14 protein-coding genes are annotated in these 13,406 nt (G+C 70.3%); 6 read left to right on the top strand and 8 right to left on the bottom strand.

Annotated elements, in window-relative coordinates; genetic code table 11:
* Window positions 1-31: 31 nt before the first annotated feature.
* Entirely contained in the window at window positions 32-1,060 is a 1,029-nt protein-coding gene (locus tag AB0E90_RS12065; protein WP_360403027.1) for a PDZ domain-containing protein, read from the bottom strand.
* A gap of 90 nt (window positions 1,061-1,150) precedes the next feature.
* On the opposite strand from AB0E90_RS12065, the gene AB0E90_RS12060 reads away from it, so the two are divergent.
* Entirely contained in the window at window positions 1,151-2,407 is a 1,257-nt protein-coding gene (locus tag AB0E90_RS12060; protein WP_360403025.1) for a zinc-dependent metalloprotease, read from the top strand.
* 61 nt (window positions 2,408-2,468) lie between these two features.
* On the opposite strand, the gene AB0E90_RS12055 is transcribed toward AB0E90_RS12060, so the two are convergent.
* Both AB0E90_RS12055 and AB0E90_RS12050 read right to left on the bottom strand, forming a co-directional pair.
* The gene (locus tag AB0E90_RS12055) at window positions 2,469-3,065 is read right to left on the bottom strand and encodes a hypothetical protein (protein ID WP_360403023.1); all 597 of its coding nucleotides are present in this window, start codon (window positions 3,063-3,065) and stop codon (window positions 2,469-2,471) included.
* Window positions 3,066-3,075: 10 nt separating this feature from the next.
* Window positions 3,076-3,609, bottom strand: a complete 534-nt coding sequence (locus AB0E90_RS12050) for a M48 family metallopeptidase (RefSeq protein WP_360403021.1) — start codon at window positions 3,607-3,609, stop codon at window positions 3,076-3,078.
* 492 nt (window positions 3,610-4,101) lie between these two features.
* On the opposite strand from AB0E90_RS12050, the gene AB0E90_RS12045 reads away from it, so the two are divergent.
* From AB0E90_RS12045 to AB0E90_RS12030, 4 genes are all read left to right on the top strand, one after another.
* Entirely contained in the window at window positions 4,102-4,263 is a 162-nt protein-coding gene (locus AB0E90_RS12045) for a DUF5679 domain-containing protein (RefSeq protein ID WP_015625326.1), read from the top strand.
* Between the two features lie 197 nt (window positions 4,264-4,460).
* Window positions 4,461-5,456, top strand: a complete 996-nt coding sequence (locus tag AB0E90_RS12040; RefSeq protein WP_360403019.1) for a hypothetical protein — start codon at window positions 4,461-4,463, stop codon at window positions 5,454-5,456.
* A gap of 98 nt (window positions 5,457-5,554) precedes the next feature.
* Complete coding sequence (locus AB0E90_RS12035; RefSeq protein ID WP_360403017.1) at window positions 5,555-6,901, top strand: AarF/ABC1/UbiB kinase family protein; 1,347 nt, start codon at window positions 5,555-5,557, stop codon at window positions 6,899-6,901.
* Between the two features lie 34 nt (window positions 6,902-6,935).
* Window positions 6,936-8,207, top strand: coding sequence for a M18 family aminopeptidase (locus tag AB0E90_RS12030; protein ID WP_360403015.1), 1,272 nt, complete (start codon window positions 6,936-6,938; stop codon window positions 8,205-8,207).
* Between the two features lie 377 nt (window positions 8,208-8,584).
* Here AB0E90_RS12030 and AB0E90_RS12025 read toward each other — a convergent pair whose 3' ends face one another.
* The 3 genes from AB0E90_RS12025 to AB0E90_RS12015 all read right to left on the bottom strand — a co-directional run bounded on the left by AB0E90_RS12025 (window position 8,585) and on the right by AB0E90_RS12015 (window position 11,734).
* The gene (locus tag AB0E90_RS12025) at window positions 8,585-8,947 is read right to left on the bottom strand and encodes a WhiB family transcriptional regulator (RefSeq protein ID WP_020513791.1); all 363 of its coding nucleotides are present in this window, start codon (window positions 8,945-8,947) and stop codon (window positions 8,585-8,587) included.
* Window positions 8,948-9,087: 140 nt separating this feature from the next.
* Window positions 9,088-9,489: a hypothetical protein gene (locus AB0E90_RS12020; RefSeq protein WP_360403012.1), complete on the bottom strand. Its 402-nt coding sequence runs from the start codon at window positions 9,487-9,489 to the stop codon at window positions 9,088-9,090.
* Between the two features lie 106 nt (window positions 9,490-9,595).
* Complete coding sequence (locus tag AB0E90_RS12015) at window positions 9,596-11,734, bottom strand: ATP-dependent DNA helicase UvrD2 (protein ID WP_360403010.1); 2,139 nt, start codon at window positions 11,732-11,734, stop codon at window positions 9,596-9,598.
* A gap of 81 nt (window positions 11,735-11,815) precedes the next feature.
* Between AB0E90_RS12015 and AB0E90_RS12010 the strand changes: the two genes are divergently transcribed.
* A complete protein-coding gene (locus AB0E90_RS12010) occupies window positions 11,816-12,058 on the top strand; it encodes a mycoredoxin (RefSeq protein ID WP_360403008.1) in 243 nt (80 codons plus the stop codon).
* Window positions 12,059-12,149: 91 nt separating this feature from the next.
* Here the strand turns inward: AB0E90_RS12010 and AB0E90_RS12005 are convergent, their stop codons facing one another.
* Window positions 12,150-12,938 carry a hypothetical protein gene (locus tag AB0E90_RS12005; RefSeq protein WP_360403006.1) on the bottom strand — a complete coding sequence of 263 codons (789 nt, stop codon included), beginning with the start codon at window positions 12,936-12,938 and terminating at the stop codon, window positions 12,150-12,152.
* The gene (locus tag AB0E90_RS12000; RefSeq protein ID WP_360403004.1) at window positions 12,935-13,348 is read right to left on the bottom strand and encodes a hypothetical protein; all 414 of its coding nucleotides are present in this window, start codon (window positions 13,346-13,348) and stop codon (window positions 12,935-12,937) included. Before AB0E90_RS12000 ends, AB0E90_RS12005 begins: the two co-directional genes overlap by 4 nt.
* Window positions 13,349-13,406 lie beyond the last annotated feature (58 nt).

Below are 13,406 nucleotides of genomic sequence, written 5' to 3'. Positions count from 1 at the left end.
TGGGCGGCGGTGTCTCACATTACGACATCTGTCACGACGCTGAGCAGGGCTTCGGGGTGCCGCCGGAGGTGAACGTCTTGAGCGCGGTCAGTGCGTCGTCCACCGTGGCCACCTCGGCCATCGGGAGCCCGTCGACCGCGTTCTTCAGAGCCTCGGCGCAGTTGTCCTTCGGCACCAGGAACAGTTGAGCGCCGGCGCTCTTCGCGCCGACCAGCTTCTGCGGGATGCCGCCGATCGGTCCGACGTTGCCGCCGTCGTCGATCGTGCCCGTCCCTGCGATGATCTTGCCGCCGGTGAGGTCCTCCGGCTCGAGCTTGTCCATGATCCCCAGGGTGAACATCAGACCGGCGCTCGGGCCGCCGATCTTGTCGAGGTCGATGGTCACCTTGAACGGGTACGGCTGTTTCTTTTCGATCTCGATGCCGAGCCGCGGCGTCTTGTCGTCACCGGAGGCCTTCGTGGTGACCTCGGCGGTGCCGGCCTTGCCCGACCGGGTGTAGGCGATCGTGAACGTGGTGCCGGCGGGCTTGCCCCGGACGACGTCGGTCAGCTTCCCAGGATCAGTGATCTTGGTGTCGTCGACCGCGGTGATCACATCCTGCGCCTGCAGCAGGCCGGTGGCCGCACCGCCGGCGGTCACCGTTTTGACCACAGTCTGCACCGGGTAACCGAGCTTGGTCAGCGCGACCGTGACCGCGCTGTCCTGCGACTCGGTCCACTCCTGCGCGTTCTGCTCCTCGACCTGCTTCTCGGTGGTGTTCGGCGGGTAGATCAGCTCGCGTGGCACCACCGCGTCCTTGTGGCTGAACCAGCCGCTGATCGCCCAGACCAGCTCCACCTGGGATTGCACGTTTACCGTGGTGAGCCGCAGCTGCCCGGCCGATGTTGACGTCTTCGCATCCGTCACCTGGATCACCTCGGTACCGTTGCTGGAACCGAGTGTGTTCACCGTCGGGCCCGGCTTCAGCACCACGTACGGCAGGGGCGCCGCCATGACACCGACTGCCAGCAGCGCGGTGAGCAGGGCGCCGAGGATGACGGTGACACCACGACGTCTCATGCGCGTGAGACTATCGCCCCACCCTGAGTTCTCTCTGAGCTGACACCGCCATCGGTCCGAAGCGGGCGTTTCGCGCGTACGGTTGACGACGTGCCTGATATCCCGTTCGGCTTCTCACTGCCGGGCGCACAGCCGCCCGATCCCTCCGACCCGCAGCAGATGCAGCAGTTCATGGCGCAACTGCAGCAGATGTTCGCCGGCGGCCCCGACAACGGCCCCGTCAACTGGGACCTTGCCCGGCAGGTCGCGCAGAGCCAGCTGTCCGGGTCCGGCGACCCGGCGGTGACCATGTACGAGCGCCACCACGTCGAGGAGGCGCTCCGCCTCGCCGACCTGTGGCTCGACCCCGTCTCATCGCTGCCCAGCGGCATCCGGGTGGCCGCGGCGTGGAACCGCAACGAGTGGATCTTCAACACGCTCGAGGTCTGGAAGAAGCTCTGCGACCCGATTGCCGGCCGTATGGTCGGCGCCATGGGCGACCTGGTCCCCGACGAGGCCAAGGCCCAGCTCGGGCCGATGCAGTCGATGGTGGCCACGCTCGGCGGCGCGCTCTTCGGCGGCCAGCTCGGGCAGGCGCTGGGCCAGCTCGCGGCCGAGGTGCTCTCGGCCGGCGACATCGGGCTTCCGCTCGGACCGACCGGCACGGCCGCGCTGGTGCCGGCCAACATCAAGGCGTATGGCGAGGGCCTCGAGCTTCCCGAAGACCAGGTCCGGCTGTATGTCGCTCTTCGCGAAGCAGCGCACCAGCGGCTGTTCGGGCACGTGCCGTGGCTGCGCGCGCACGTCCTGACCGCGGTGGAGACCTACGCCAACGGCATCACGGTCAACCGCGAGGCGATCGAGGAGGCGATGAGCCGCGTCGACCCGAACGATCCCGAGTCGATGCAGGCCATGGCCCTGGAGGGCATCTTCACGCCGGAGGACACCCCGCAGCAGAAGGCGAGCCTGGCCCGCCTCGAGACGGCGCTCGCGCTGATCGAGGGCTGGGTGGGTCACGTGGTCGACAACGCGGCCGGCGACCGTCTCCCCAGCGTGTCGGCCCTGGCCGAGGCGTTCCGCCGCCGTCGCGGGGCGGGTGGCCCGGCCGAGCAGACCTTCGCCGCGCTGGTCGGCCTCGAGCTGCGCCCGCGCCGCCTGCGGGAGGCCGGCGCTCTGTGGGCGGCGGTCACCGAGCAGCGGGGCATCCAGGGGCGCGACGCTCTGTGGGGCCACCCCGACCTGCTGCCCACCGACGAAGACTTCGCCAACCCGCAGGTCTTCGCCCAGGGCAACACCGAGTGGGACATCAGCGAGCTGGACGACCTCGGCAAGGGCGACGCCCCGGAAGAGGGCAACCCCGAGAAGTAGGCAGATCCGACGGGCGGCGGCGCTGTTCAGCGCCGCCGCCTTCGTTTATCCGCTGAGCGTTTCAGCCGCCGAGCAGGGCCCTGGTGTTCTCCCAGCCCTCCAGGGCCGGGTCGAGCGTGGCCAGCTCGGCCGGCCCGCGAAGCCGGCGCCACTCCGCCGTGGAGGTCACGTCGCCCGGCTGGGGCGCGGTCCTGCGCAGCAGCTGGGCGGACGCGCTGTCGAGATCCTGATCGGCCAGCCAGCCGGGGGCGGGAAGGCTGGTGGCGACGCCCAGCAGGCCGTTTCCGGGGCCGCCGGGCGCGACCGCGACGGCTTTGCTGTCCAGCGGCTGCAACAGCTTTCCGAGAATCATCCCCGGCAAGTCAGCCGCGTCGGCCGCGATGACCGCGGCCTGGTCGAACCCGTCCGCCGCGGCAGCCGCGAACACCGGCAGGTAGGTCGCGGCCGGCACCTCGTAGATCCGCATCCCCGGCCAGGCGATCTCCTCGGCCAGTTTGCGGTCCGCGGCCGTGGTGGCGATCGCCGCCTCGGCCTGCGCGAGCCGCGCCAGCAGGTCGACCACATCTTCGGCGAGGGCGGCTCGCCAGGCCGCGAGCTCCACACCGGGAGGACTCCACTCCACCGGCACCAGCAGCACCGCAACCACGCGTCGAACCACGAACGAGACTCTAGTCGTCGGCGAGGACCAGCCCGGTGGCGGCGGAGATGCCTTCGAGGTAGCCCCGGGCGCGTTCGGCCTTGGGGAAGCGACTCACCAGGTCCCAGAAGTCGCCGCTGTGGCTGGGGACGACCAGGTGGGCCAGCTCGTGGAGCAGCACGTAGTCGATGACCCAGTCGGGCATCTCCTGGATGCGGTGGGAGATGCGGATCGTGCCGTCATCGGGAGTGCAGGAGCCCCAGCGGCCGTTCTGGTTGGTCACCCAGCGGACGCTGGCCGGAACCACCCGATGGGCGTGATCGGCCAGGTAGCGGGACGTGAGACGGCGGGCTCGGGCCAGCAGCTCCTCGTCGGTGCGGCGAATGCGCTCCTCGCGGGCCGCAAGCCGGGCGAGCATCCGCTCGACCCACTCCATCTCCTCGGCGCGGGAGAACCGGTCCGGAATGAGCACGACCACGCGCTCACCGTCTCGGTATGCGGACACCGTGCGACGCCGGCGCTGGCTGCGCCGCACTTCGACGACGGGCTTGCGCGTCCGGGCCATTACCGGCTCGCGCGGCCCAGATTCGGGTTCACGTTGAGACGCTAATCCGTGAGACCCATGTCACCGCAAGAGTACGGCCGATGACACGTGCCAGATATGCACGGTTCGTCCCGGTATAACCGAAAAAATTTTCCAGGCCTGCAACATAGTTGCGGTTTAGCCAACCTAGCGCACGTCACCATGGCGACCAAACGCGCGGAAAGTCGGTTTTGAACCACTTTGCCGGTAATTCCCGGCGTGTTTGGGCGCAACTTCGCTAAAAGGGCGATTCCTCCCGGCACACTCACGACGGCGGCGACACCGCCGGCGCTGCACTGACCTGGCTCATTCATGGCCGATCACACATGGAATGAGCCGGACCTGGGTAGTGACCGCCCCTGGCGGGAGGCCACACATCCACGCGGTCGGGACGGTCAGCGCCAAGCAGCTCGCGGCCTGCCGCCGCGAACAGGCATCGGGCCGACCCGGCCGACGACACGACTAGGAGGAACCGTGGCCGACAACACGTACAACGGCTACTGCGTGAAGTGCAAGGAGAAGCGAGACTTCCAGGGCACCGTGGAGGTCTCCAAGACCGGCATGAACATGGCCAAGGGCAAGTGCCCGGTCTGCGGCACGACGGTGAACCGGATCCTCGGCAAGGCCAAGGCCTGATTCACGCGTACGGGTAGAGCGGCGTGGACTGCGTCGCTCTACCCGTAACCGTGTCGAAGCAAGCACGTTGAGTGATTGTGGATGCCACCCCAGCCTGTGGATAACTCGGCCATAGCTGTGGACAACCCCCTTCGCGAGCATGGCAGCCCTGTGGACAACCAACTCGTTCCGCATGGCATCGGTGACAACCTGTCACGGTGAACCGCCCCACCCTGATACCCGGCCTCCCCCGCCTCTGGCGCGGGCCCGGCGAGCTGCAGCTCGGTGCCGACCCGGCCCGTGCGCTGCTGTTACACCTCCCCGACCCGCGTGCCGCCGAGGTTCTCGACCTGCTCGACGGCACCCGCACCGAGCGTCTGGTCATCCTCCGCGCCGCCGAGCTCGGCATCCCGCCCGACGACTGCCGGGCCCTTCTCTCGACACTGCGCGAAGCCGGTCTCGTCCTGCCGCGCTCATCGCTCCTGCCGCCGACCGATCCCCTCGCCGGTGAGGCAGCCGCCCTGGCGCTCCACGGCGCCGGGCCACCGACCAGCCTGCTGCGGCGACGGAACGCCGCGCGCGTCGCCCTCGTCGGCCAGGGCCGGCTCGCCGCCGGCATCGCGGTGGCGCTGGCCGAGGCGGGCGTCGGGCACGTGCACCCCGAGCTGTCCGGCGCGGTCCGCCGGGGCGAGCTGGCCGGCGGCCCGCTTCGCCTGTCCGACGTCGGCACACCCCGGCGCGAGGCGATCCTCGGCGCGATCTCCCGGATCGTGCCGAAGCCGCCGCCGGGCGTGCGCCGTGGGACCGTCGCCCTGGTCGTCCAGTTCGACCACGACCAGCCCGTGAGCCTGCTGGCCGCCGCGATGGCCGCCCGCCACCAGCCGCACCTGGCCGTCACGATCCGGGAGGGCGCCGCCGTGATCGGCCCGCTCGTGCCGGCCGGCGGGAAACCCTGCCTGAACTGTCTCGACCTGCATCGCAAGGACCGGGACGCCACCTGGCCGGGCCCGCCCGCGGCCGCCGCGCTCGTTCCCGAGCCCTGCGTGGTGACCACCGTGCTGGCCGCGACCGCGTTCGCGACCGCCGAGGTGCTGGCCTTCCTCGACGAGGGCAGCCCGCAGACCGTCGGCGCCACGGTCGAGCTCACGGCCCCCGGCCGTCTCCGCCGCCGCACCTGGCCGCCACATCCCGCCTGTCCCTGCGCCCGGTCATGAGATTTCTCGTGCCGACTCGATCGGACTTTTTGCACATCGCGGGGCGAAGGCCACCGAGGCAGGCGGTCAGCCGGCAAACCGTCGGTAACAATGATCTGGTGACCGACATCCCGCGGCGTGCAGCGTCCCGCACCGCGAAACTGGCCGCGCTGCCCCTGGGGTTCGCCGGGCGCGCCGCCCTGGGACTGGGCAAGCGTGCGGTCGGCATCGCCTCCGACGTCATCTCCGCCGACATCCAGCAGCGCACCGCCGAGCAGTTGTTCAGCGTGCTCGGCCAGCTCAAGGGCGGAGCGATGAAGTTCGGGCAGGCGCTGTCGGTCTTCGAGGCCGCCATGCCCGAGGAGATGGCCGGCCCATATCGGCAGGCGCTCACCAAGCTCCAGGAGGCGGCGCCGCCGATGCCGGTGGCCAGCCTGCACAAGGCCCTGGCCGAGCAGCTGGGGCCGGATTGGCGGGACAGGTTCGCCGAGTTCGACGACAGCCCGGCCGCCGCCGCGAGCATCGGCCAGGTGCACAAGGCGCGGTGGAAACTGCCACCGGCCCGGAAGAACGCGAAGCCCAAGACGGTGCAGGTCGCCGTGAAGGTGCAATATCCGGGCGCCGGCGAGGCGTTGCTGGCCGACCTCAAGCAGCTGTCCCTGCTCGCCGGCATGTTCAAGATCATTCAGCCGGGCATGGACATCAAACCGCTGCTGGCCGAGCTGCGGGAGCGGATCACCGAGGAACTCGACTACGCCATGGAGGCGGAGACCCAGACGGCCTTCGCCACCGCGTTCGCCGGCGACGACGAGATCTTCGTGCCCCGGGTGATCGCCTCCGCGCCGCGGGTGCTGGTGACCGAGTGGGTCGAGGGCACCCCGCTGGCGAAAGTGATCAGCGAGGGCACCCAGGAGGAGCGCGACGAGGCCGGGCGGCTGATGGCCACCCTGCACTTCTCGGCTCCGGCCCGGGCCGGGCTCCTGCACGCCGATCCGCACCCCGGCAACTTCCGCATGCTGCCCGACGGCCGGCTCGCCGTGATCGACTTCGGCGCGGTCGCCCGGCTGCCCGGGGGCCACCCCGAGCCGGTCGGCCGGCTGGTGCGGCTCGCTCTGGCCGGTGATGCCGACGGGGTTGCCGACGGGCTGCGCGAGGAGGGCTTCATCAAGCCGGACGAGGAGATCGACGCCGAGGCGGTGCTGAAATTCCTCCGGCCGATGATCGAGCCGCTGGCCGTGGAGGAATTCCGGTTCTCCCGCAGCTGGTTGCGCGGCGAGGCGACCCGGCTGACCAACCCGCGCTCCCCGGCCTACCAATTGAGCCGCAAGCTCAACCTGCCCCCGTCATACCTGATGATTCACCGGGTCACGCTGGGCTCGATCGGGGTGCTCTGCCAGTTGGAGGCCGAAGCGCCGTACCGCGAGATCGTGGAGAAGTGGCTGCCCGGCTTCGCCCCGGTCGGCTGATCCCGGGGCCGGCCCGCATGATTCGATGAGGGACATGGACGCCACGGCTCACATCGACGACCTTGGAAGCTTCGTCTCGGCTTCGCCCAGCTCCTACCACGCGGCGGCCGAGGTGGCCCGCCGACTCGGCGAGGCCGGCTATGCCACGCTCGACGAGTCGGCCGACTGGCGTGAGGTCGTGCGCCCCGGCGCCCGGCTGGTGCTGGTCCGCGATGGCGCGGCGATCGCGATTGCGCTGCCGGCCGAGGCCGGACCGACCACGCCGTTCCGCATCCTCGGCGCGCACACCGACTCGCCTACCTTCAAGCTCAAGCCCAAGCCCGCGCTGTCCTCGCACGGCTGGCTGCAGGCCGGCGTCGAGGTGTACGGCGGACCGATCATCGCTTCCTGGTTCGATCGTGAACTGGAGTTCGCGGGCCGGCTCGTCGACCGGGATGGCCTGGTGCACCTGGTCCGGACCGGGCCGTTCGCCCGCATCCCGCACCTGGCCATCCACCTGGACCGGGAGGCGAACTCGTCGTTCGCGCCCGACCGGCAGCGCGACACCCAGCCGATCCTCGGCGTCTCCGGTCCCGACGTGCTGACCCACCTCGCCCGCCTGGCCGGCCTGTCCTCGGCCGACGACGTGGCCGGCTTCGACGTGGTGTCGGTCGACTCGGCGGCGCCGGCCCGGTTCGGCGCCGATGGCACGCTTTTCGCCTCCGCCCGGCTGGACAATCTGTCGTCGGTGCACGCCGGGCTGACCGCTCTGCTGCGCGCCTCGGTCGGGCCCGCGATCGCGGTGCTGGCCGCTTTCGATCACGAGGAGTTGGGCTCGGAGAGCCGTTCGGGCGCCGCCGGCCCGCTGCTGGCGGACGCGCTGGAGCGAGTTTCGGCCGCGCTGGGCGGCAGCCGCGAAGACCTGGCTCGCGCGATCTTCAACTCGTGGCACCTCTCCGCCGACGCCGGCCACGCCGTCCACCCCAACCGGCCGGAGAAGCATGACCCGGCGAACCGGCCGATCGCCGGCGGCGGCCCGCTGCTGAAGATCAACGCCAACCAGCGCTACACGACCGACGCGGTGGGCGCCGCGCTGTGGGCCCGCACCTGCGACAAGGCCGGCGTCCCGTTCCAGCCGTTCGTGTCGAACAACGCCGTCCCGTGCGGCTCCACGATCGGCCCGATCACCGCCACCCGCCTCGGCATCCCGACGCTGGACGTGGGCACGCCCCTGCTCTCCATGCACTCGGCCCGTGAGCTTTGCCACATCGACGACCCGGCCCGCCTTTCCGCCGCCACCGAGGTCTTCTTCACTGGCCTGCCCTGATAACCGGCCTGCCCTGACAACCGGCCTGCCCTGATAACCGGCCTGCCCTGACAACCGGCCTGCCCTGACACAAACATCAATGACGAAGGCCCGCCCGCGCCAGAGCGCGGACGGGCCTTTCAGTTGTCAGTCGGTTAGGGAATCAGAAGCGCCCGCCACCCAGTTCACGGGAAGCCCGGTGCTGAGCTCGCATGGCAACCAGGCGAGCGGGGCGGTGCGCCTCAGGTGTGTAGTCACGCTGAGGCCGAGGCATTCGAGCCCTGGACAACGCTTCTTGGAGAAGTCTCATCTTGGAGGTTCCACTCGGATTCATTTCGAAACTCGGCTTTCGATTGGTGGCCTTATCGGCCTCGGGGAATGCGATGTTGCTGTTCATGTCAGGCCGCCAGTCGGACCTGGTTGCGGGACTCGAGACCGTTCGCGGCGAGCCGCTCCTCGACCTCGACGGCGAGCTCGGCGTCGCGCGCCACGTCCGCCTTACGCGGACGGCCACGCGGCCGCTTGCGCGGAACCACAGCTCCACGCTCGAAGATCTCGCCGCCCCAGACGCCCCACGGCTCGTTCCGCTCGACCGCACCGGCGAGGCACTCGACGCGCAGCGGGCAGTCCCCACAGAGCGACTTGGCCAGCTCCAGCTGGGCCGGGGAGTCCGAGAACCACAGGTCCGGGTCGAACTTCCGGCAGGGCAGGTTTGCCTCGATGTCGACACTCACGTCGATCGGGGCCAGCGCCAGACTCATAAAGCCCGGTCACCTCTCTCTTCTTCAGCGATCTTCTGGATCGTCGGGGTGGTGCACCGGACTGTGTGCCGGCAAAAAATTAAGGCCGCGGGACCCTTTACGGGTTCCGCGGCCTCGAGGTGAGCCGGAGGTCTGGTTTCTCAGACCGGCCTTCCTCGAGGCGGGACTCCGCTGCCGCCACCATCCGCGTAACGCTTCGTGGTGACCTTGGAGCCCTTGAACCCAATGCTGCTGGTGGTGCCATTGGTGCCATTGATCCCGTCGGTGAGCGTCAGGAGCAGAGCCAGCTCGGCCTGGACCTGGACCTGGTGCACCCGCGAAGCGGGAGCCCGCTCGGCGGCAAGAATTGCCACCGGCCGGACGGCCTCGGCCGGGACCCAAGCCCGCTCAGCTGCCAGCGCCACGGGGGCGACCGGCGCTGCCGACAGTGCTGCCCTGGACGGGGCGGCAATCGGCAACAGAGCGGACGGAGCGCACGCACGGGTCAGCGGCATCGACGGTCGCGTCATCATGTAGATCTCCATCTCTGCCACCTCCTCCATCTGCGATGCACTCATTGGATCGTTTTCCCTTGTAGAGCAGGCCGCTCTGCAAGGTGTGCTCTGAGGCTAAGCCTCCCTCGCAAGCGAGGGCAAACGAATTAACGGACTAGTTTTCAAAGTTTTTTGACGAGGCTTCGTCGGGCGTCGCACCGGCCACCAAAGCGAAGACCGCTGCGCCATACTGGCCGAGTTTGCGCGGGCCTATTCCGGCGATCGCCAACAGCTCCGGCGGTCCGGCCGGTCGGCGCTCCGCCAGAGCCACCAGCGTCGCATCGGTGAAAACCACGTATGCAGGAACTTTGAGCCCGGCCGCGGTCTGCCCTCGCCAGTCCGTCAGACGATCCAGCAGGTCTTGATCCAAGTCTGAGGGGCAGGTCGGGCAGCGGCCCAGCTTGCGGTCCGCGCCGCCCAGCAGAGTGGCCCCGCAGATGCGGCAGGAAGACACCTGCGAGCGCCTTCGGTCGGGTTTCCGACTCCGGTCGGCGCCCGCCCGCTCGGTCGGCGAGTGGCGCTCGAGCTGGGGCAGGAAGCGGCACGGCCGGCGCGCACGACCTCCGCCGGACCGCGTCTGACCATAGGAAAGCCACAGCCACTCGCGGGCCCGGGTCACCCCGACGTAGAGCAGGCGGCGCTCTTCCTCCAACTGCTCGGGCGTCTTCGCGTACGTCGTCGGGAGGGTGCCGTCGGCGAGGCCGACAAGAAAGACCGCGTCCCATTCGAGGCCCTTGGCCGAATGAAGTGAGGCGAGCGTCACACCGGCCACGGTCGGCGCGTGCTGCTGATCCGCCCGGCGGGCCAGCTCTTCGTTGAACGCGGACAGCGTCACGTCCCGCTGCACGGCGCCGGCCTGGCCGATCGGCTCGAGCGCGGGTGCTTTCGCGTACTCCTCGGCCAGGGTGACCAGCGCCGCGAGCGCCTCCCACTGCTCGCGTGCCGCACCGCCCGGCGGGGGTTGCTCGCGCGACCACCCGGTCGCCGCGAGCGCCTCGACCACCGCGATCACCAGCGGAGTCTCGCCGGGCGTGGAACGCACGGCCGCACGCATCGCGATCATCGCCTGGCGCACCTCGGGCCGCTCGAAGAACCGCTCGGCGCCGCGCACCAGGTAGGGCACCTCGGCCTCGGCGAGCGCCTCCTCGTAGACCTCGGACTGCGCGTTGATCCGGAACAGCACGGCGATCTCGCTGGCCGGTGTGCCGGTGGCGATCAGCTCGCGGCAGCGCCGGGCCACCGCGGCGGCCTCGGCCGCCTCGTCCGGGAAGATCTTCAACTCCGGTTCGGCCCCGGACGGACGCTGGCCGACCAGTTCGAGGCGCAGCCGGGCCTCGTTGCCGCGGGCCTGCCGGATCACCGCGTTGGCCAGGCCGACCACCTGCGGGGTGGAGCGGTAGTCGCGGACCAGCCGGATCACCACTGCCTCGCGCCGCTGGCGGGCGAAGTCGATCAGATAGGCCGAGGTGGCGCCGGTGAACGAATAGATGGTCTGGCTCGCGTCGCCGACCACGGTGAGGTCGTCGCGCCCGCCGAGCCAGGCGTCGAGCAGGCGTTGCTGGAGCGGGTTGACGTCCTGGTATTCGTCCACGACGAAGTGCCGGTACTGAGCGCGAATCTCGTCCGCGACGTCGGGGTGCTCCTCGATGCCCCAGACGACCGCGCGCAACATGTCCTCGAAGTCGATCACGCCCTGCCGGCGCTTGAGCGTCTCGTAGGCCGCGAAGACCTCGGCGACCTTGGCCGGCTCGTGCGGCGGCTCCCGGTGGGCCTTGGTGGCGGCCACCGCATACTCCCCCGGCTCGACCAGCGAGGATTTCGCCCACTCGATCTCGCCGGCCAGGTCGCGGGCGCCGGTGCGGTCGGCACGCAGGCCGGCCCGGGCGGCGGCCAGGCCGACCAGCCGGACCTTGGATTCGATCAGATCCGGCACCGACCGGCCGTCGAGCAGGCGCGGCGCGAAATAGCGGAGCTGGCGCAGGGCGGCCGCGTGGAACGTGCGGGCCTGCACGCCGGTGGCGCCGAGCGAGCCGAGCCGGGCGCGCATCTCGGCAGCGGCCCGCGCGGTGAACGTCACGGCCAGCACGTGCCGCGGGCTGATCTCGCCGGTGAGGGTGCGATAGGCGATGCGGTGGGTGATCGCGCGGGTCTTGCCGGTGCCGGCGCCCGCGAGGATGCAGACGGGCCCGGCCGGAGCGGTCACCACCGTCCGCTGCTCGGGGTCGAGCCCGGCCAGCACCGCATCACTCAGCACGGTAGGGAATCATGTCACTCGGGTCCGACGTTATGTCGCAAGGCGGAGTGCCATGTGACCCAGCCGAAGGGATCCTGACCGATGTTGACCATGTATTCGACGTCCTGGTGCGGTTATTGCCACCGACTCAAGTCGCAGCTCGATCGAGAGGGCATCGCGTACGACGTCATCGACATCGAACAGGACGAAGCCTCGGCGGAGTTCGTGCAGAGCGTCAACGGTGGCAACCGCACCGTTCCGACCCTCAAGTTCGACGACGGCTCGGCGTTGACCAACCCGTCGATCATCCAGGTCAAGGAACACCTCGCGGCCATCGCGGCCTGATCTCTGAAGAAGGCGCGGCACCCACACCGGGTGCCGCGCTTTTTTCACCACCAAAACCCCGCTTGCGTACGCCGTGAGCACCATCCCGCTGTCACGCCGGAACCAGTGCCGCCTTCGCCTCGGCATCCGCGATGATCGCGTCGAGCTCCTCGTCGACCAGGGCCAGCTCATCGGCGAGCGACGCGAACAGCAGCAGATGCACAGCCAGCAGCTCGCCGTCCTCGATGTCGCCGACCGGGACCGTCTCCCCGAGCGCATGGCGCACCAGCATCTCGGCGTCGAGTATCGGCAGCGCGGCGGCGGCGTGTTCGTGCACGGCCGTCGCCACGGTGCGGCTGATCTCGGCGAGCGGCGTGGCCGGTTCGAAGCGGCGACGCACCACCAGACCGAAAGCGATCTCCCACACCCGCCGGGCCACGTCGTCCACGTCGCCGGCCGGGGTGCCGAACCGGGCGGGCGCCTCGTCCCGGGCCGCCTGCCGCAGGTAATGGCCCGCGTCGGTAGCGATCTCGCCGACCGCACGATCCGAGCCGGGCGGCAGCGCCCCGGAGAGCGCACCCAGGGCGGCCTCCCGCAGCTGCTCGGTCCGCGGCTCGGCCGTTTCCCCCGCAGTCGGAGCCGCCTGAGCGGAACGCCGGCGGTTCGCCGCGATTCGCCGCGGCTCGGCGACATCGGCCGCCGGCTCCTCGCCGGCCACCGGCCACGCCGAGCGACGACGGCTCTGGGCGACGTCGGCGGCCAGTTCCTCGTCGGGCGCCAGTTCCTCGCCGGGCAACGGCTGGGCCGAGCGGCGCCGATTCTGGGCGACGTCGCGTGGTGCGTCGGCCGCCTGTTCCTCGACCGCCGCGCGGTGGGCGGAACGGCGGCGGTTCTTGCTCACATCGACCTCCGGCCGACGACGCGGTTGCGTGGACGGTCGAAGCGGGCCACCCTCTTCTCGGCCTGGTCGACAAGGGCGAGCAGTTCGGTGGCGGGCACGCCGGGCGGCCGGACCAGGTCGCCGATCACGTGGCAGATCAGCTCGAAGCGGCGCAGCTCGGGCATGCCCTGCGACAGCTCGGGCTCGCCGAGCGCGCCCCGGATCATCGCTTCGGTCTCCCGGGCCAGTTCCCCCGCGGCCGGCAGCGACTGGTATTCGAGCAGGTCGCGCACGTAGCGGGTGACATCGCGCGGGTCGCGCCCGACGAAGCTGCGGCGGACCGCCACCACGAAGAGCTCACGCAGCAGCCGGACGGCGCGCGGCGAGTCGTTGAGACGACACAGCGACCGCGCCGGGCGCTCCTCCCCCATTGCTTCGAGGATGAGCCGGCCCGCCGCGGTCGCCGCTTTGTCTAATGTCCCAGTTTGC

It is taken from the genome of Actinoplanes sp. NPDC026619, from assembly GCF_040638295.1.
In the GTDB taxonomy this organism is placed as follows: Bacteria; Actinomycetota; Actinomycetes; order Mycobacteriales; family Micromonosporaceae; genus Actinoplanes.
Note: the sequence above shows the minus strand (reverse complement) of the source record. Positions and strands in the feature narration are given on the sequence as shown.